This is a genomic window from Deltaproteobacteria bacterium, from assembly GCA_021737785.1.
GTDB lineage: Bacteria > Desulfobacterota > DSM-4660 > Desulfatiglandales > Desulfatiglandaceae > AUK324.
Genome location: JAIPDI010000029.1, coordinates 1 through 18,400, shown reverse-complemented (window position 1 = coordinate 18,400; position 18,400 = coordinate 1). Strand labels below are relative to the sequence as shown.

Below are 18,400 nucleotides of genomic sequence, written 5' to 3'. Positions count from 1 at the left end.
ATTTATGTCAATCGATGGAAGCATAACGGTTCTGGAGCCTCGCTCCCTTCCGAATTTTGTGGAAACGCCCTATGTGCGTGATATTGCGGAAAGGGCCATGTCGTATATTGCGGCCGGTTTTCCGATCCATTTTCGGGGGATTTCCGGGACCGGCAAGACCACTCTCGCCATGCACGTGGCGGCCATGATCGGCCGGCCCGTGGTCATGATCCACGGCGACGAGGAATTTTCCACATCCGATCTGGTGGGCGGGGAGACCGGTTTTCGCAGCCGCAAGGTGGTGGACAACTATATTCATACGGTCCTTAAGACCGAAGAGGATATGCATAAAAGATGGGCGGACAATCGTCTCACCGTGGCCTGCAAGAACGGATTTACCCTCATATACGATGAGTTTACCCGAACACGGCCCGAGGCCAACAATATCCTTCTGTCGGTCCTTCAGGAGAGGATGCTGGATCTTCCTGCCCCGCGCCATGGAGAGGGGAACTACCTGAAGGTCCACCCGGATTTTACAGCCATATTTACCAGCAATCCGGAGGAATATGCCGGGGTTCACAGGAGTCAGGACGCCTTGCGGGATCGGATGATCACGCTCGACATCGATTATTTTGACGAGGAGACCGAGGTGCGGATCACCGAATTCAAGTCAGGCCTTGTCAATGGGGATGCCACCAAGATCGTCAGGATTGTAAGGGGGCTGAGAGATTCCGACGCCTATGAATTTGCCCCGACCATCCGCGGCTGCATCATGATTGCCAAAACCCTTGCGGTCCGCCAGGCCAGTGTGGACAAAAAGGACCCGGTATTCAGGCAGGTCTGCATGGACATCCTCTCCTCCGAAACCAGCCGGATCGGCATGGCCGGGAGCCATGCGAAGGTCAAAGAGGTCATTAATGAATTGATCGATCAGATCTGCTAGGAGGCAAAGGAGGGATTCCATGGCAAAAGAGATTCGAACGCTTGGGCACATCAAGACGCTCATGGGAATGAAACACCGTTCCCTGCCTAAGGCCGACCGGGCAAACGATGCGGAAATCTATCTCTTGAGAAACAATCTGGCCCTCTCCATCAAGGAATTGGTCAGTATCAACCAGAGAAGAAAGACCATAGAAGAGAGGATTCAAGACATCGAGACGAGGATCGCCGAACTGGAGGCCCAAGAGAAGGAAAAACGGACTCAACTGGCGGACAATACCGGCGAAATAAGAATCAAGCCCAGGGGCAATATGAAGGTCATGAAGGTCGATTATTGAGAGGGGGAGCTATTGAGGAGGCACACTCAAAGGAGCGGCGACATATGACCAAAGAGGGAAAATATGTGTACTGCATCATAGAGGGGAATGAAGGGCGTAACTTCGGACCCATCGGCATCGGAAAAAGGGGGGATGTTGTCTCCACTATCGGATTCAAAGACATCAGTGCAGTCATCAGCAGCTCGCCGGTAAGCAAATATGTGATAGACCCCGAGAACCTCGTGGCCCATGAAAAGGTCATCGAAGAGGTGATGAAGGACTATACGGTGTTGCCCCTCAGGTTTTGTACGATCGCAAACAGCGCCGAAGAGATCCGAACCTTTCTGAGGAGGCGATACGGCGAATTCAAAGGAATGCTCCGGGATTTGGACAACAAGGTGGAGATGGGCCTCAAGGCCAGGTGGACTCACATGAAGGGGATTTTTGATGAAATTGCCAGAAACGACCCGGGTGTGAGGGAGGGAAAGAAAAGGGCTGAAGGCCATGCCGGTGACCCGGACAGCGATGAAAAGATCGCCCTTGGGAAGGCGGTCAAGGCGGCCCTGGCCAGGAAAAAGGAAGTGGAAGAAGAAAAGATCTTAAACAAATTTAAGCGGGTGGCCCTGGATCTCCGCAGGAACGATCCCGTGGGCGACGATATGTTCCTCAGCGCGGTATTCCTCATCGACCGGACACGTGAAAAACAGTTCGACTTTCTCGTGGAAGACCTGGCCAAGATCTACAAAGACACGGCCGATTTCAAGGTGGTGGGACCCGCGCCCCCCTTCAACTTCGTCAATATCGAGATGAAACTGGTTTGAAGCTTAAAACTGGAAACTTGAAACTCGGAACGGGGAACCCTGACGCAACGAACCCAACGAACCCAATGAACACCGAATGCGAACGACGGCCGCAGGCCAGAGGAATGACGAAGGGCGAAGGGCGAATGACGAAGGGCTAAGGGGAACCAAGGAGCACGATTAGAAAAGACAATGAGTGAATCATAGAAACACGTAAAGGCGAAAAGGCCGAGAACCTGTATTATGATTCCTTTTTGCCGGCTTTATGTCTCTTTCTCCAGTCATTATAAATAATTGGCCCTGTAAACAAAATCACAATGACGCTAAGAATCAAGAAGGTCCAAGCTAAAGATGACATTATTTGTCACCACCTTTCAAAATAAGATAAGCAGTGAGATAGCAGAGAAACCAAAGTACAACGCCAAACAGAAATGAGGGAAAGCGGAACAATTCTTTTGAGAGGAATTGCCCAAATATGAGTCCGCCCACGGCCACATTTCCCAATGTACCGAGTTTGTCTGAAAGGAATTTTCTTTGATTATCATTCATTGTACACAAATTTACCCTTGTTTTATGGAAAAGTCAATTTGAAAAGGAAGTCCAAGGTCCGAAGTCCAAGGTCCTAAATCTGATGACAATTGAATGACCACCGAATGACGATGAATGACGGCCGCAGGCCAAATGACCTCTTGAACGCGGAACGCGGAACGGGGAAAATCGAAAATACCCTCCTGCCAATCCCATTTCCAGAGTCGGGGCCTGAATGACCACTGAATGACTATTGAATGACGCCGAAGGCCAAATGACAACCCAATGACAGCGTAGCGAATGACCAATGACCAAAGGTTCTGTCTATGAATACTGAAAAACCGAGAGGGAAAAGTGGAACGATCGTATTAAAGGTCGCCGAGGCCGGCTCAAAGGATGTGGGCCGAGGCATTGTGCGGCTGGACCCTGCCGATTTCGAGAAGATCGGCGTTGAAGTGGGCGATGTGGTTTCACTGACGGGAAAAAGGGAAACCGTGGCCAAGGTCCTGCCCGCTTATATGGAAGACCGGGGCCAGGGATTTATCCGCCTGGACGGCATTGCCAGGGAAAACGCGCAGGTGGGGATCGATGAAAAGGTCACGGTCGGCTGGTGCGACTTTCAACCGGCGCAGAAAATCGTCGTTGCTCCCCTCACGCTGATGCGATCCTACGATGCCCGGTATATCGGCAGCCTGTTGGAGGGGCTTCCCCTGATGGAAGGGGACCTGGTGCGGGCAAGACTGATCGGTTCCCGCACACAGGATTTCAAGGTGGTCTCCACAAGACCTGCCGGGGTGGTGATGATCCATCCCAAAACCGCCATGGAGATCGAGCAGAAGAAAGAGCCGGGGGAGGGGAGGAGTCGAATCTCTTATGAGGATATCGGCGGCCTCGGAAAAGAGATCCGCAGGATCAGGGAGATGATCGAACTCCCTCTGAAATATCCCCAGGTCTTTGAACGCCTGGGCATTGATCCTCCCAAGGGAGTATTGCTGCACGGGCCGCCGGGGTGCGGCAAGACCCTCATTGCCCGGGCTGTGGCCAATGAGACCGATGCCTTTTTCCGGACCATCAGCGGACCGGAGATTATGAATAAATTCTACGGACAGAGCGAGGCCAACCTCAGGAAGATTTTCGAGGAGGCCTCGGCCCGGGCCCCGAGCATTATTTTTCTGGATGAAATCGACGCGATTGCGCCCAAGCGGGAGGAGATGGGGGGCGAAAAGCAGGTGGAAAAGCGAGTGGTGGCCCAGCTCCTGGCTCTCCTTGACGGCCTTTCCTCCAGGGGCCAGGTCATCGTGATTGGCGCCACCAATATCCCCAATGTCCTGGATCCTGCACTGAGGAGACCGGGCCGTTTTGACCGGGAGATCGAGATTGGCATCCCCGACATGAACGGCCGTCTGGCCGTCCTGGATATTCATACCCGGGGGATGCCCCTGGCCGAAGATGTGGACCTGAGGCGTCTTGCCGAAATGACCCACGGCTTTGTGGGGGCCGACCTAGAGGCCCTTTCCAGGGAGGCGGCCATGGCCACCCTGCGAAAGATATTTCCCCGGATCGATTTTGAACTGGAAGAGATCCCATATGATACGTTGATGCAACTGCAGGTCTGCATGGATGACTTCAGGGAGGCCTTCAAAGAGGTGGAACCTTCTGCCATTCGGGAGGTGTTTACCGAGGTCCCGGATGTCAAGTGGGAAGATGTGGGGGGGCTGGAGGAGGCAAAGCGCGTGCTCAAGGAGACCATTGAGTGGCCCCTGAAATACGGCGACCTGTTCAAACAGGCCGGAACCAGCCCGTCTAAGGGGATACTGCTCTACGGTCCCCCTGGGTCCGGGAAGACGCTCCTGGCCAAGGCCGTGGCCTCGGAATCCGAGGTCAATTTCATTTCTGTCAAAGGGCCCGAACTCATGTCCAAATGGGTGGGAGAGAGTGAGAAAGGGGTCCGGGAGATCTTCAAGAAGGCCAAACAAGCATCGCCCTGCATCATCTTTTTCGACGAAATCGACAGCGTGGTGCCCAGACGGGGTTCGGATGCGGCATCTCATGTGGCAGACCGGGTCATCAGCCAGTTCTTGACCGAACTGGACGGGATTGAGGAGCTGAAGGGGATCGTGGTTCTGGCAGCCACAAACCGGCTGGACATCATTGACCAGGCACTGCTTCGGGCCGGAAGATTTGATTTCCATCTTGAAATCCCTGTGCCGGACAAAGATGCCAGACTCGAGATCCTCAAGGTCCATTCACGGGGGAAGCCCCTGGCCGGGGACGTGGATCTGGTCGGGCTTGCCGACGCCCTGGAGGGTCTTGTGGGCGCAGATCTGGAGTCCATTTGCCGGAAGGCAGCCATGAGGGCCATCCGGGAATTCATAGAAAGTGGAAAGGATGATTATTCTGATTTGAAGATTTCAGACCGCCATTTTCAGGAGGCGTTGAAGGAGGGGCGTTAAAAGCTTAAAATGTCATTCAGTGGTCAATGAATGACAATCAATGACGCCCGAAGGGCAACTGACGGCGAAGCCAAATGACAGCGAAGCGACTGACGCCCGAAGGCCTAATGACCGTGAAGCGAATGATGGAGAACGAATGCCCACACACGGAACATACCTCTACGGCTTTATCGGTGCAGATCGGCTGCAGAGCTTCGGCCCCATAGGGATCGAAGGGGTAGAGGTCTCCGCCGTCCCTTACCGGGATGTTGCCGCAGTGATCAGCGCCCTTCCCCCTATGGCGTTTGATGCCATGCCCAAGGAAACCCTTCTGAGATATCTGACGGTATACCAGTCGGTCCTCGAAACTGTCTTAAAAACCCAGCAGATCATTCCTGTCAAATTTGGAACCGTCTTGGAGGGGGGGGCTTCGATCCAGATCGCCCTTGAGCAGGGACATGACCAGGTCCTTGCCGCGCTCAGGGAGATGGAAAACAGGATCGAACTGGACATCGTTGCCCTCTGGCCGGACCTGGCTCCTGTCCTGGCCGAGATAGGAGAAGCCGAGGAGATCAAGGCACAGAAAAAGGATGCATCTCCGACATCGGAAGCTGAACGGTTTGATCTAAGGGTGAAGGTCGGAAGGCGCGTCAAGGCCTTGCTGGACCAGAAGAGAGAGGCGTACCGTCATGAGATCATGGATGCGATTCTGCCTCAGACGGAAGCACATCATGTTCACCCCCTGATGGACGATTCCATGATCATGAATGTGGCTGCCTTAGTACGGAAAGACCACGCGGTTTCACTGGAAGCCCGTATCGCCCAACTGGATCAGCAATATGAGGACCGGATCAATTTCCGAATCATCGGTCCCCTTCCGCCATACAGCTTTCGAACCCTGGAGATCAGGCATGTGGATTATGTTCTGTTAAATGGGGCAAGAAAAACGCTTGAACTTGAAGAGAGAACAACCATTGCCGCAATCCGTGACGCCTATTGGAAGCTGACCAAGAAATTCCATCCAGACAGGTGTCCGGGAGACGCGAATGGGCACAAGCATTTTGAAAAGATCAATGCGGCATACAAACTGGTGAACGACTATTGCGCTGAAAACGGCTGCTCCTTCAGGGAAAAGGATGTCAGAAAGTGGATGAGGGTGCAGCCGGTGGAAGACCAGGGTCCGCGGTCCGAAACCCCTTGATATTGGTGATTGTCGATTGATGATTGTTTATTGAAAAGACGACCTCCTACTGAACGCGGAACGCGGAACGCGGAATGCGGAAAATTAAGAAACAACCGAATGACTACTGAATGACCATGAATCACGGCCGAAGGGCAAATGACGGCCGTAGGCCAACGAGGGAATCGTATGACAGAAGCAGGCCAATACATTTACGCGATTATCGAAACCGATCAAGACAAGGGCTTCGGCTTCACGGGCATCGGAGATGGGAACAATGAGGTCTATACGGTCCGGCACCGGGATGTAGGCGCAGTCATCAGCGATTCTCCCATTTCTCAATATCCAGTCACCCGTGCAAATACCATGGCCCATCAGAAGGTCATGGAGGAAGTGATGAAGCAATATCCCATGCTGCCCGTTCGTTTTGGCACCGTGGCTGAGGGGACGGATCTGATTGTGGAAAAGCTCCTGAAGGAAAGGGAAGCGGAATTCAGGGGTATCCTCCATTATATGCGGGATAAGATAGAACTGGGCCTCAAGGCCATATGGAAGGATATGAAGCCTGTTTTCGAGGAGATCGTGGCTGACAACAGCGACATAGGCCGGTTGCGGGACCGGCTAATGAAGCGGCAAGGAGGGCCGCAAAGAGACCAGGTCCGTCTTGGGGAAATGGTGAAGAAGGGTCTTGAGGCGAGGAAGGATCTTGAGGAACAGGCCCTTCTCGATCCCCTTGACGGGCTGTGGGTAGAGCGAAAGCTAAACGATCCTTTTGGGGATCGGATGATCACCAACGCTGCATTTCTGGTGGAAAGGGACAAGGAAGCGGCCTTTGATCTCGCAGTGGAAAAGATGACCGCTCAGTACGACGGCAGGATGGTTTTCAAATATGTGGGGCCTATCCCTCCCTGCAATTTTGTGGAGATTGTGGTGAATTGGTGAGGAGCGTTATGGCTTTTATTTTAGACGATATTCTTTTTTCGCCCCTCAAATTCACCGTCTGGCTGGGTGAAAAACTGAGGGACGCCGCTTATCAGGAGATGACCGATGAGTCCAAGATCCATGAGGGATTGCTCCAGCTCCAGATGCGCTTTGAAATGGATGAAATCAATGAGGATGAGTATCAAGAACAGGAGCGTCAGCTCATGGAACAGCTTGAGACAATTAGAAAGATGAAGGAAGAAGGCTAAGCGCAAGCAAGAGAGCAGGTCATGCGCAGAACGGAGGAGAAAATGGGCATGGGGATGGGAGAAATTGTGAAGAGAGCACGGGTTGAGTTGAATGTACTTACTGGTCTGGATATCTCATCTACGATCCGGGTGGAAAAGGGAGGAGATGGGTGGCTGGTGGCCCTGGAGGTGGTGGAAAAGCATTCCATACCTGAAGGGATGGACATATTGGCCGTTTATGAGACCCGGTTAGATGAAGAAGGGACTATGCTGGACTTCCGGCGGACCGGCATGCGAAGGCGGATTGATACTGAGGGGATTGAGAGTTAGGAGATGGCTTGATGGTTACGGGAACGGAAAGGAAGGCATTAAAGACGGTGGGAAAGGAAGACGGACGGACCTCCACTCGCCTTGTGAGCCGGCAGTTAGGGATCGATCCCGCATACGCGAGGGTCCTCTGCATGAATCTGATGAGGGACGACTATCTTGACCAGGAAACACACGGGCATTTTCAGATTACGGTGAAAGGGCAAAAGGCCCTTGGCTGGAACTCCGGCACCCGCCGGACCCAGTCACCGGATGGCGGTACGGGAAAGGCGCAGGTGGAGGAATTCCATTGGCGGTCGTTTTCAGCAGCCAGAGCAGTGAAAAGCGAGAGCGCGGCTGTTTTTTTTAAGCCAGGCCAGGAAGAGATCCCGTGGCATGCCGTATGCGTGGGCAATAATGGCTGCATCCGGGTGAACGGAGGAAACGGAACCGTGTCCTTTTCCGTCATGACCGAAACCAGCTATGTATGTGGATTTTGCAGGGGAAGCGGGCAAAGACAAAGGGGCGTCCGTTGCCAGGTGTGCAAGGGGACCGGCAGTGTGTCCGTGATCCCTCCGGCTGTTATATGCGCCTATTGCAAGGGCACAGGAGAAGCTCAGCGCCGCACCCCGCTGAAATGCACGGTATGCGGGGGAAAAGGCGTGGTGGCTGTATCATCGCCGGCAACCTCGTGCATCCGGTGCCGAGGAACCGGCGAAGATCCCAACAGCAAACTCCCCTGCATGGCATGCCAGGGGAAGGGCGTGGTAAGGGTGAAGAAGAATGGAAACAGGGCTCAAACAAGCCGGGGTTGACGTCTTCGATCAGGCTAAGAGGACGCTGGTTGTGGCCGATCTTCCCGGCTTCTGCGAGGAAGACGTGCAGCTTGATCTGGTAGATGATCTCCTCAGCATTTTTGCGACCCAGGGAAACATCACCTATTACCGGATAGTGAAACTCCACAGGCGTGCTGAAAAAATTATCGGCAAGGTCTTCAGCGGGGGCATCCTGGAGGTCATTTTAGGCTAAAGCTGGCGCGCCCTTAATCCACAGACGGGTTACAGGTTGTTGGGTGGAGGTTCTGAGGGCAAAGTTTCCAGTTTCACCACTCCATTAATTGACTAATCGACCAATCAACCTGCCCAACCACACGAGGCTTCATTATGGCATTGGAACCGTCGAGAGAAAGCGGAGCCGGATTAGCTGACGTTATTGACAGGATCCTTGACAAGGGCCTGGTGATCAACGCAGATATTGCGGTATCGGTGGCCGGGGTTGAGTTGTTAGGGGTGAAGATCCGGGCCGCCCTCGCAAGTTTTGAGACAGCCGCGAAATACGGGCTGGAGTTCCCCTCCGGGACAGACCTCCAAGTGCCGGTCTGGCAGGAGGCGGTAGTCCCTAGAGAAACCTGCCCGCAGTGTGAAAAGAGGGTCTCCGTGGAGGATCTTATGGGTACCGGCTGCCCCTGGTGCGGCTGGGTGAGCGCCAGGGCCAACGACCGTGAAAGGATCATTGGTCAATAGCCATGGTTATTCGGCTTCGCTGTCATTCGTTGTGATCCGATTGCCCTTCAACCTTTGACGTTGGCCATCCAACTTTGAACCTTGGCCCCTGGACGAATGCATGCCCATAGATATTGACGAAAAGAATCTGAAACATGGGGTCCTGGGGCTGGTCGTGGCCTTGGTGGAGATCATCAAAGACGCCCTGAAGCTCCAGGCGTTGAAGAGGGTGGAAGGGGGAAGCCTGACAGAGGAGGAGATAGACCGGTTGGGAGAGGCCCTCATGGATCTGGACACGGCCATTGAGGAGATGAAAACCGAGCAGGGGATTGCGGAATCGGTCAAGTCGGTCCGGGACGGCCTCGACAACATTGTGGATGAACTCCTGGATAAGATGATGGGCGGTCCCATGTCCGAAGGCCAGGATCCAAAATTGAATGACAACCTTTTGAACGCGGAGCTCGGAACGCGGAACGCGGGAGATTAAGAAACAACAAAATGACCATGAATGACGCCCGCAGGCGAAATGACAACGCAGCGAATGACGCCCGAAGGGCAACTGACGGCGAAGCCTAATGACAGCGCAGCCACATGACAACAAAACGGGTGACAATCGAATGGCGACGAACCTGAAAGATGTCATCAAAACGCTTGTACGACAAGAAATCAAGATGGTCATCGGCGAACATGACGACTTGATTAAGGAAATGGTGAAGAACTCCCTTCTCCCCGAACTCAAGGCAGCCGTTCACGAATCGGTATGCAAGGCATTAGGAGATTTGCAGGGAGAACCTTCTGAAATAGCGGAGAACCAACCCGTTGTTGATCTGTCCCCTGGTCTTGGACATAGGACATCGGACATCAGACCTCAGACCACGGACCCTGGAAATCCAAACTCCGCGCTCCGCGCTCCCCATTCCGCGTTCGGAAGGTACCTCTACTGCATTGCCGACAGCACCGAAGGTGGGAGCCTTGGCAACATAGGGTTAGAAGAAAATGCGGTCTATTCAATCCCTTATAACGGTCTCTCCGCAATCGTCCACAATTGTCCTGCCAGGCCATACCAATCAGAAGACCCGGAGATTGTGAAAGGGTGGGTCATAACCCATCAGAAGGTTGTGGATGCAGCCTGGGACAGGTTCGGAACGGTCATCCCGATCGGCTTCGACACCATCATTCAGGGGGATGCCGCGCTTGATCCGGAGGAGACTATGAAGAAATGGCTCGACGATGATTATGACAATCTGAAGGCAAAAATGGAAAAGGTCAGAGGCAGGGCCGAATACGGCGTTCAGGTCCTGTGGGATAAGAGAACGGCCGCGCAAAAAATGGCCGATGAGAATCCGGAAATTAGGAACCTGAGCAACGAAATAGAGTCAAAGCCGCGCGGCCTCGCCTATATGTACCGGCAGAAACTGGAAGGGCTGTTGCGCAACGAAATGGAGAAGCGGGCGGATCAGTATTTCAGGGAATTTTATGAAAAAATAATTCCTCATGCGGATGATATTCGTGTCGAAAAGACCCAGAAAACCGAAAATGAAGAGAAACAGATGCTCCTGAATCTATCCTGCCTGCTTCCAAAGGGAGGGAGCAGGGAATTGGGTGATGAATTGGAAAAGATCGATGCCCTTGAAGACTTTTCAGTTCGATATACAGGACCCTGGCCCCCCTATTCCTTTGTGTGAGCGCGGAACGGGAAAGGCGGAAGATCTGTTGCCACCGAATGACCACCGAATGACCATTGAATGACGGCGAAGCCAAATGACGCCCGAAGGACCAATGACAGCACAGCGATATGACCCCTCAACGCAACACAAATGGAACCCTGACAGACCTCCTTGACCGGGTCCTGGACAAGGGCCTGTTGATCCATGCCGATGTGATTGTTTCAGTGGCGGGCATCCCGTTGATCGGCGTCAACCTGAGGGCGGCCCTGGCCGGGATGGAGACCATGCTCAAATACGGGATCATGCAGGCATGGGACGAAAAGACCAGGGCATGGGAAAGGGAAAACAGAAAGAACAAGAAGGATGCCTTGATGGCGGGGGAAAAGGTGCTCCTTAAGATGCTGGGGGCGCTCTATTCAAAAGAGGGAATCTACACGGCCTGGAGATACGCCTGTTTCTATTTGACTGACGAGAGGTTGCTCCTTTATCATCAGGATTTCAATAAGATACTTTTTGAAGTCCCCCTGAGCAAGATCCGGGGCCTGATGGTCAGGGTTGGGGATCGGGTTCGCGATGAACGGGTGAAGGATGAACTGTGTCTCCTGCTTGAAGGAGAAGACGTGCGCAGGCTGACTGCGCTGGATGTCCGTCAACTGAAAGAGGCTATAGAAAACAGGATGGAAGAAGCAGGGCTTCGTCCTCAAGGACCTCTGACGCTGCCCCCTGTTGAAGAATATGCCGAAGGAGAAGAAACAGAGACCTGCCCCCAATGTGGAAAACGGGCCTTGATAAAGGAGCTGTTGCAGGAGGGGTGTGGGGCGTGCGGCTGGATCAGCCCGGTTAAGAGGGCTGAAGGAATCGAAGCGTTGACATGAGGCTCGGTAAGCGTGGGAGGAAGAAGCAAATGAATGAATTAGGGCATGACCGTTCGAGAGAACAGCTTAATCGTGAGGATGAATCCATTTTTTCGGAACGGCTTGCGTTCACGGGGAGAATCGCTGCCAGTATTGCCCATGAGATCAGAAACCCTCTCAGCAACGTGTCCCTTTCGGTCAAGCAACTCAAGGAGGCCTTTCCGGAAGACAGCCCCTGGGCCAGGCATGTCGATATTATCATCAGAAATACGGAAAGGATCAATTTCCTGATCACTGAACTCCTCAACTGCGCCCGACCGCCAAAACTCAATATCCAGCCTCACGATATCCACGATATCCTGGAAGGCATCCTGGACTCCATAAAGACCCAGACAGCCTCGCAGCGCATAGACGTTCGCAAGAGGTTTACGCCCGGAGCATCGATGTCAGATGTCGACAAGGAGCGGATCGACCGGGTCTTTTCAAACGTGATGATCAATGCCGTTGAATCGATGCCGGAGGGGGGGAAGATGACGATCACGACAGGAATCGAGGGGGATTTTTTTGTCACAAGGATTCAGGATACGGGCGGAGGAATCCCTGAAGAGGATATTATCCGGATATTTGATCCGTTTTTCAGCACCAAGCCTTCTGGAGTGGGACTCGGCCTGAAGACTACCTATGGAATCGTTGTCAGCCACGGCGGGACCATCGGCGTTGAGAGTGAGTGGAAGAATGGAACGGTCTTTACGATTTCCTTGCCGGTGACGTAGGGTAAAAGAGGGACGATGAAAGAGCTCAAATATGACGTCAGACGAGGGGCCGATACCTACCGGATGATCTATCACTCGAGGCTCAAGAGCTGGATTCTGAGAGACATCATCAAACGGGACGAGGCGCTCGTCTGGCGCAGTGGGCTATCGGGATGGCGCAGGCCCGAGGATCTTCCAGAGCTGAAGCCCTATTTTGAGCAGCGGGAAGCGGCGCACCTGCAAAGAGAGGATTTTGAGGAATCATCTCTTCCTTTTCCCAAAAAGGAGATAGAGAATATCCTGATCGTGGATGACGAAGAAGACCTGTGCTGGCTCCTTTCCACTTCCCTGAAAAACAGGGGATACAGCGTGGCCACGGCCAACACCATCGGTGAGGCCGTGGCCTGCCTGAGGGAACCCCCGGATCTGATATTCCTCGACCTGAAACTCCCTGACGGCGACGGCATGGATGTCCTTCCTGAGATCCAGTCAATGAGCCCGGATGCGGTCGTTGTGATTATTTCTGCCTACGGGAGCGAGGAGAGGAGGCTGGACGCAAAGAAAAAGGGCATACACAGTTTTATCGACAAGCCATTGAGTGAGGAAAAGATTATGAATGCCATTGGGCAGTTTTCCGGCGGAGGTGAAAATTGACACGAGCGGTCGGCATAGACCTGGGGACTACATACTCAGTGGCTGCGATCATCGAGAACGGCCGGGCAAGGGTGGTGAAGAACGCCGAAGGCGAGAACCTGACCCCTTCGGTTGTCGCAGCGACTGCCCGGGGCGACCTGTTGGTCGGTTCGGTGGCAAGGCGCCAGGCCGTTTCGAATCCGGAACAGACCGTCATGTCCATCAAGCGGCACATGGGAACGGATTACAGGGTTTCTCTCAACGGGAGACCCTATTCGCCGCAGGAGATATCGGCCTTTATCCTGCGGAAGATAAAAAAAGATGTGGAAACCCATACCGGAGAAGCGGTGAAAAGGGCGGTCATAACGGTGCCTGCCTACTTTAATGATGCTCAGCGTCAGGCCACTAAAGAGGCCGCCCGCATGGCCGGTCTGGAGGTGATGCGAATCATCAATGAGCCTACTGCCGCGTCTTTGGCCTACGGGCTGGATCGCGAACATATCCAGACCATTCTCGTGTGGGACCTGGGCGGGGGAACCTTTGATGTGTCCATATTGGAACTCGGGGACGGAATGTTTCATGTGAAGGCCGTCAGCGGCAATACCCGATTGGGCGGAGATGACTGGGACGAAAGACTGGTGGCACATTTCCTCGGTGAGCTCAGACACGAATACGGAGTGGACATAGGATCAGACCCGGTGGCCCTTCAGTGGCTCAGGGAGGCGAGCGAGAAGGCCAAGCGGGAATTGTCATACAGAAGGAATTCGACGGTTTGTCTCCCTTTTGTAAAGGCTGGCGGCCAGACCCGGACCTTCGAGGCAAGGATGGATCGAACGCAGTTTGAAGAGCTGACGGCCGACTTGAGGGAAAGACTCCTGGGTCCGACACGGCAGGCCCTGGCCGATGCCGGATTGACGCCGGACGGAATTGACCGTGTGGTGCTGGTGGGCGGCTCTACCCGCATGCCTTCGGTGAGAGATCTGGTGGAAAAAACCTTCCGTAAAAAGCCGTTTATAAGGATAAACCCCGACGAAGTAGTGGGCATCGGGGCTGCGGTTCAGGCGGGCGTCCTGATGGGGGAGATCGATAACGTAGTACTGGTGGACGTGACGCCGCTATCATTGGGGATAGAAACCGAGGGGGGCCTTTTTGCCAGGATCATCCCCCGAAACGCCACTATCCCCACCTCTGCCAGTCAGATATTCACCAATGCGGAGAACAATCAAACCGTGATGGATTTTCATATCCTCCAGGGTGAGCGGGAGATGGCCATCGACAATATCAGCCTGGGAAATTTTCAGTTGAGCGATATTCCCCCCCTGTCCAGGGGAAAGGCCCAGGTAGAGGTAATGTTTGAAATCGATGTAAACGGAATGGTGAAGGTTTCTGCCGAGGAGCTTCATACTGAGGAAAAAACCGGCATAAAGATTGACGCCTCATTTCTCCTGTCCGAAGATGAGGTGGAACAGGCGGTCAGGGAAGCAGAGGCCCATGCTGAAGAGGACATGAAAATGCGGGAAGGGGCCGAGATCAATATCCGGGCCGACGGCATGATCCACGGGGCTGAACTCTTCCTTGAGGAGAAAGAGAAAAAGCTTGCCACGACTTCCAAACGACTGATTGAGGGGGCTGTCTTAAACCTGAAAGAGGCCCTGAGCGAAGGGGAAAGTCAAGTGATTGCGGAAAGGACGGAGCAGTTGAGGAAGATGCTGGAGAGATCGTGATGGTCCAAAGTCCGAAGTCCAAGGTCCAAAGTCCAATGACGCCCGAAGGGCTAATGACAGCGCAGCGAATGACGGCCGCAGGCCAAGTGACGGCGAAGCCCAATGACCAATGATGAGAAGAACCCCCATAGCCCTGAAGCCCGCAAGGCGGAGCATGCCCCCGCAGAAGAACGCAGCGCCTGAATTTCTCCATGGGGAAGAGGTGGTTTTGGAGGCCCAGGGCGGTTACAGGGAACGGCACGTGAGGGGATGGCGGCCTGTTCAGATCTTTTTGACCAATCAGCGATTGATCTACTACCGGCGACCCCAGATCAAATTTCAGATTGCCGTTGACAGGATAAGGGAGCTTACCGATGAGCGACACTACTACGTTCTGAAGGTCCGAGACGCCCTCTGCATCACCTATGATGCTATTGAAGGATCTCGGGGCGGAAAGGTCCTGCTGATCACGAACCGTATTTCAGAGTGGAAGGCAAAGATCCAACAGCTCTGTTTCCTCAAGATCGATTTTGAAACCATCCAACGGATTGCGGATCAGTTAGACGCTGACGGGAGAGAAATTGCTTGGCACCTGTGGGAGTACCGCCATGCGAGGATCAACCGGCTGGCAGACCTGATAGCGGCCCCGGACCATCTGCACGTCCTCTCTCTGATCACGGAAACCATCAACCCCATCTCCCAGAAACTCCTCGGTTGCCCCATTTTGTCCTTTGAAAGGAAGCGGGTCGATCCCGAAAGCGGTGAAACCGTCACCTTCAGTTGGTGGCTGATCGGTCAAAAGACGCCCCTCCTGCCGAGTGAAGAACGGTTGATGGACATCTTTGAGGAGGGAGAAACGATCCGGGTTATTATGGAGGTGCGAGGCGTTGAACTGAACGACCTGAAATTGGATTTCACTGGCGATCAGGTGTTGGTGCGATGCCATAAGCTGGGAGCCTCCCTGCGGGTGAAACTGGACCTGCCCTGCGAGGTGACGCCGCATGACCCTATGATGCACATCAGAAACGGCTTTCTGGAAATCCGCTTGACAAAAGTGCAACGTCCGAAGTCCAAAGTCCACGGAATGGCGATCCAATGACCACTGAATGAGACCTCCTTCGAACGCGGAACGCGGAGCTCGGAACGTGGAAGATTAAGAAACAACGGAATGACAATAAATGACCCCAGTGAAATACGCTGCGCTGTCCCCATCGGGAATTTCACGGGCAACCGAATGACCACCGAATGACCACTGAATGACGCCCGAAGGGCAAATGACAGCGAAGCCAAATGACAGCGAAGCGAATGACGGCCGCAGGCCAAATCCTCAATCCTCAATCCAAAGGGGGGCGCCATGAAAACGATGCAAGCGTTACGACACCCACAACGGGGCCAGGTCATGGGAACCCGCCTGGTCACTCCCGGCGATGTGGCGAGCCGGCAGATCCCGATTCGTCATGTACGAAACATCCGACGGGGGCACCTGATTGGCGGCATGCGGGATATCGGTCATATCGGGTGGAAATCGTGGGAAGAGTCGGTGGCCGATATGCAGCGGCTGTGGGAAAGGCGGATGCACAACAAGGCCAATCGGTTCCACGAGGCCGTGCGATCCGCCCATACACGGTTGGGTCATGTTCAGAAGCATAAGGATTCGTTGGAGGCGATTCTTAATTCCGTCAGGCACTGTCTCAAGCAGGCAGGCAAAAAAGGGAGCGGGCATGATTCCGTCCCTCTCCTGTCGCTGCTGTCGCCGGTGGATGTGTCAGACAAAGATGCTTATCAGATGGAGAGCTGCACGGCGATCTGCGCCCGTGTGATCGACCTCCTTTTCTCCCGTGCCGATAAGGAAAAGGCGTCTATTCATCGGCATGCCGCCAGAGGGACCCCTCGAATCTGGATGCGGCCCAGCCAGATTCAGCAGGTAATTTTCAATTTGATTGGCAATGCCCTGGACAGCGTAAAAGAGACCCGTAAGAAAAAGATCGATGTGGATGTGCGGCGTAAAGGCGGGTTTGTTCAATTGACCATTTCGGATACCGGTTGCGGCATCCCCGCGGAACACCGCGATAAGGTGTTCGAGCCTTTTTATACCACCAAACCCGCAGGCCAGGGAACGGGTCTGGACCTCTTCATCAGCCGCCGCATCGTCGAGGCACACGGCGGAAGCATCGCCTGTGAGAGCGAGGTCGGCAAGGGAACCACCATCAAGGTCCTGCTGCCCATAAAGAAAGGAAGGCGCTAAAATCGTAGTTCAGGCGTGAGCCTTTTACCGGCCTGCCCGCCATGCCGGGCGCGCAGACAGGCCAGGACTAAACTCTTGACCTTGGACTCCGCCGCATTTTCATGGCAACTGGAGACGAACCCATGCCTAAGAACGCAGAATATGCCATCCTTATTGTCGATGACGACGCCGATTTCAGGGGGAACCTCTCCGGAATACTCAGAAAAGAGGGGTATGTGCCCGTGATCGCCGCGACCGGAAGGGATGCCTTGAAGTGTGCCGAGGAGAACGAGGTCGCGGTTGCACTCATAGACCTGAAACTGGGGGACATGTCCGGCCTCGACGTGCTGAAGGGGATCAAGGAGCGTTCCCCCGCGACAGAAGGCATCTTTGTGACCGGATATGCGTCCCAGTCCTCGGCGATCGACGCAGTCAATCTCCATGCGTACCGGTATGTGGAGAAGCCTTTCGATGCAGGAAAACTGCTCGGGGTGATTCGCAGGGCCGTTGAAAAGCGGGAACTGGCCAGCGCCCTTCAGGAAAGCGAGGAGCGCTATCGGACCCTTTTCGAGGGTTCCAGAGACGCCATCTTCATTACCTCCAAGGGCAATGGATTCATTGAGTTTAACCAAGCATCACTGGATCTTCTGGGGTATGCCAGGGCAGAGCTGATGCACATGAGGGCCGACGAAGTATTCCTTGACCCCAATGATTTCAATGAGATCAGACGGGACATCCTGGACATGGGGTATGTCAAGGACCTTGAAACCCGATTTCGCCGGCGGGACGGGGAAGGGGTGACATGCCTGATCAGCTCGACCGGCCGGTTGGCCCCTGACGGCAGCGTCCGGGAGTATCAGACAATTGTCAAAAATATTTCCAGACAGAAGCATGACCAGCAGAGGCTGGAAAAGATCCTGGAGATGTTGCGGGGGAATCTCAATGGCGTCATCAAGCTCGTGGTGCAGGTGGTTGAAAAGAAGGACCCCTATACGGCCGGCCATCAACGGCGCGTCACCGAACTGGCCCGCACCATCGCCCAGGAGATGAACCTTCCAGGGACTCAGATCGATGCCATCCGTATGGCGGGCAGTATTCACGACATCGGCAAGATCTCTGTTCCGGCTGAGATCCTCAACAAGCCGGGTCATCTGTCAGAAATAGAGATGTCTCTCCTGAAGGCCCACTCCCGTATCGGCTACGACATTCTGAAAGAGATAGACTGGTCTTATCCGATCCCGGAGATTGTGCTGCAGCATCATGAACGGATGGATCATTCCGGCTATCCCCAGGGATTGTCCGGTGAAGATATCCTCATTGAGGCAAGGATCCTGGGCGTGGCCGATGTGGTGGAAAGCATGAATTCCTTCCGGCCCTACCGACCGGCCCTGGGCGTCGAGGTGGCGCTGGAAGAA

General features: G+C 54.1%; 20 protein-coding genes. All 20 read left to right on the top strand.

Annotation, left to right across the window (positions count from 1 at the left end; translation table 11 throughout):
• The first annotated feature begins 4 nt into the window (after window positions 1-4).
• On the top strand, window positions 5-922 hold the full coding sequence (gene gvpN / locus K9N21_14705) for a gas vesicle protein GvpN (protein MCF8145163.1): 918 nt from the start codon (window positions 5-7) through the stop codon (window positions 920-922).
• 19 nt (window positions 923-941) lie between these two features.
• Window positions 942-1,256 (top strand): hypothetical protein, encoded by a 315-nt coding sequence (locus K9N21_14700; GenBank protein ID MCF8145162.1) that lies wholly within the window; start codon window positions 942-944, stop codon window positions 1,254-1,256.
• A 44-nt stretch (window positions 1,257-1,300) separates the two neighbouring features.
• Entirely contained in the window at window positions 1,301-2,056 is a 756-nt protein-coding gene (locus K9N21_14695; protein ID MCF8145161.1) for a GvpL/GvpF family gas vesicle protein, read from the top strand.
• A gap of 833 nt (window positions 2,057-2,889) precedes the next feature.
• Window positions 2,890-5,016, top strand: a complete 2,127-nt coding sequence (locus K9N21_14690) for a CDC48 family AAA ATPase (GenBank protein ID MCF8145160.1) — start codon at window positions 2,890-2,892, stop codon at window positions 5,014-5,016.
• A gap of 136 nt (window positions 5,017-5,152) precedes the next feature.
• Entirely contained in the window at window positions 5,153-6,196 is a 1,044-nt protein-coding gene (locus tag K9N21_14685) for a GvpL/GvpF family gas vesicle protein (protein MCF8145159.1), read from the top strand.
• Between the two features lie 168 nt (window positions 6,197-6,364).
• The gene (locus tag K9N21_14680) at window positions 6,365-7,117 is read left to right on the top strand and encodes a GvpL/GvpF family gas vesicle protein (GenBank protein ID MCF8145158.1); all 753 of its coding nucleotides are present in this window, start codon (window positions 6,365-6,367) and stop codon (window positions 7,115-7,117) included.
• Window positions 7,118-7,125: 8 nt separating this feature from the next.
• Entirely contained in the window at window positions 7,126-7,365 is a 240-nt protein-coding gene (locus tag K9N21_14675) for a gas vesicle protein GvpG (GenBank protein ID MCF8145157.1), read from the top strand.
• A 21-nt stretch (window positions 7,366-7,386) separates the two neighbouring features.
• Window positions 7,387-7,674, top strand: a complete 288-nt coding sequence (locus K9N21_14670) for a gas vesicle protein (protein ID MCF8145156.1) — start codon at window positions 7,387-7,389, stop codon at window positions 7,672-7,674.
• Window positions 7,675-7,685: 11 nt separating this feature from the next.
• The gene (locus tag K9N21_14665) at window positions 7,686-8,465 is read left to right on the top strand and encodes a hypothetical protein (protein MCF8145155.1); all 780 of its coding nucleotides are present in this window, start codon (window positions 7,686-7,688) and stop codon (window positions 8,463-8,465) included.
• Window positions 8,434-8,679 (top strand): hypothetical protein, encoded by a 246-nt coding sequence (locus K9N21_14660; GenBank protein ID MCF8145154.1) that lies wholly within the window; start codon window positions 8,434-8,436, stop codon window positions 8,677-8,679. Before K9N21_14665 ends, K9N21_14660 begins: the two co-directional genes overlap by 32 nt.
• Window positions 8,680-8,810: 131 nt before the next feature.
• Window positions 8,811-9,173 carry a gas vesicle protein gene (locus K9N21_14655; GenBank protein MCF8145153.1) on the top strand — a complete coding sequence of 121 codons (363 nt, stop codon included), beginning with the start codon at window positions 8,811-8,813 and terminating at the stop codon, window positions 9,171-9,173.
• A gap of 100 nt (window positions 9,174-9,273) precedes the next feature.
• Window positions 9,274-9,639, top strand: a complete 366-nt coding sequence (locus tag K9N21_14650) for a gas vesicle protein K (protein MCF8145152.1) — start codon at window positions 9,274-9,276, stop codon at window positions 9,637-9,639.
• A 130-nt stretch (window positions 9,640-9,769) separates the two neighbouring features.
• Complete coding sequence (locus tag K9N21_14645; protein ID MCF8145151.1) at window positions 9,770-10,837, top strand: GvpL/GvpF family gas vesicle protein; 1,068 nt, start codon at window positions 9,770-9,772, stop codon at window positions 10,835-10,837.
• Between the two features lie 110 nt (window positions 10,838-10,947).
• Complete coding sequence (locus K9N21_14640; GenBank protein ID MCF8145150.1) at window positions 10,948-11,694, top strand: gas vesicle protein; 747 nt, start codon at window positions 10,948-10,950, stop codon at window positions 11,692-11,694.
• Window positions 11,695-11,723: 29 nt separating this feature from the next.
• Complete coding sequence (locus K9N21_14635; GenBank protein MCF8145149.1) at window positions 11,724-12,446, top strand: hypothetical protein; 723 nt, start codon at window positions 11,724-11,726, stop codon at window positions 12,444-12,446.
• Between the two features lie 15 nt (window positions 12,447-12,461).
• Window positions 12,462-13,079 (top strand): response regulator, encoded by a 618-nt coding sequence (locus tag K9N21_14630; protein ID MCF8145148.1) that lies wholly within the window; start codon window positions 12,462-12,464, stop codon window positions 13,077-13,079.
• Window positions 13,076-14,782, top strand: coding sequence for a molecular chaperone DnaK (gene dnaK / locus K9N21_14625; protein MCF8145147.1), 1,707 nt, complete (start codon window positions 13,076-13,078; stop codon window positions 14,780-14,782). Before K9N21_14630 ends, dnaK begins: the two co-directional genes overlap by 4 nt.
• A gap of 154 nt (window positions 14,783-14,936) precedes the next feature.
• On the top strand, window positions 14,937-15,860 hold the full coding sequence (locus K9N21_14620) for a hypothetical protein (GenBank protein MCF8145146.1): 924 nt from the start codon (window positions 14,937-14,939) through the stop codon (window positions 15,858-15,860).
• 255 nt (window positions 15,861-16,115) lie between these two features.
• Entirely contained in the window at window positions 16,116-17,006 is an 891-nt protein-coding gene (locus K9N21_14615) for a HAMP domain-containing histidine kinase (GenBank protein MCF8145145.1), read from the top strand.
• Between the two features lie 122 nt (window positions 17,007-17,128).
• Window positions 17,129-18,400: response regulator (locus K9N21_14610; protein MCF8145144.1), on the top strand; the 1,272-nt coding region annotated here is incomplete at its 3' end.

Bases quoted from the DNA above. Each gene is read 5' to 3' on its own strand.
- K9N21_14670 (MCF8145156.1), top strand. From the start codon at position 7,387: ATGCGCAGAACGGAGGAGAAAATGGGCATGGGGATGGGAGAAATTGTG.
- K9N21_14680 (MCF8145158.1), top strand. From the start codon at position 6,365: ATGACAGAAGCAGGCCAATACATTTACGCGATTATCGAAACCGATCAA.
- K9N21_14620 (MCF8145146.1), top strand. From the start codon at position 14,937: ATGCCCCCGCAGAAGAACGCAGCGCCTGAATTTCTCCATGGGGAAGAG.
- K9N21_14630 (MCF8145148.1), top strand. From the start codon at position 12,462: ATGAAAGAGCTCAAATATGACGTCAGACGAGGGGCCGATACCTACCGG.
- K9N21_14635 (MCF8145149.1), top strand. From the start codon at position 11,724: ATGAATGAATTAGGGCATGACCGTTCGAGAGAACAGCTTAATCGTGAG.
- gvpN (MCF8145163.1), top strand. From the start codon at position 5: ATGTCAATCGATGGAAGCATAACGGTTCTGGAGCCTCGCTCCCTTCCG.
- K9N21_14675 (MCF8145157.1), top strand. From the start codon at position 7,126: ATGGCTTTTATTTTAGACGATATTCTTTTTTCGCCCCTCAAATTCACC.
- K9N21_14690 (MCF8145160.1), top strand. From the start codon at position 2,890: ATGAATACTGAAAAACCGAGAGGGAAAAGTGGAACGATCGTATTAAAG.
- K9N21_14665 (MCF8145155.1), top strand. From the start codon at position 7,686: ATGGTTACGGGAACGGAAAGGAAGGCATTAAAGACGGTGGGAAAGGAA.
- K9N21_14640 (MCF8145150.1), top strand. From the start codon at position 10,948: ATGACCCCTCAACGCAACACAAATGGAACCCTGACAGACCTCCTTGAC.
- K9N21_14650 (MCF8145152.1), top strand. From the start codon at position 9,274: ATGCCCATAGATATTGACGAAAAGAATCTGAAACATGGGGTCCTGGGG.
- K9N21_14645 (MCF8145151.1), top strand. From the start codon at position 9,770: ATGGCGACGAACCTGAAAGATGTCATCAAAACGCTTGTACGACAAGAA.
- K9N21_14695 (MCF8145161.1), top strand. From the start codon at position 1,301: ATGACCAAAGAGGGAAAATATGTGTACTGCATCATAGAGGGGAATGAA.
- K9N21_14615 (MCF8145145.1), top strand. From the start codon at position 16,116: ATGAAAACGATGCAAGCGTTACGACACCCACAACGGGGCCAGGTCATG.
- K9N21_14685 (MCF8145159.1), top strand. From the start codon at position 5,153: ATGCCCACACACGGAACATACCTCTACGGCTTTATCGGTGCAGATCGG.
- K9N21_14700 (MCF8145162.1), top strand. From the start codon at position 942: ATGGCAAAAGAGATTCGAACGCTTGGGCACATCAAGACGCTCATGGGA.
- K9N21_14660 (MCF8145154.1), top strand. From the start codon at position 8,434: ATGGAAACAGGGCTCAAACAAGCCGGGGTTGACGTCTTCGATCAGGCT.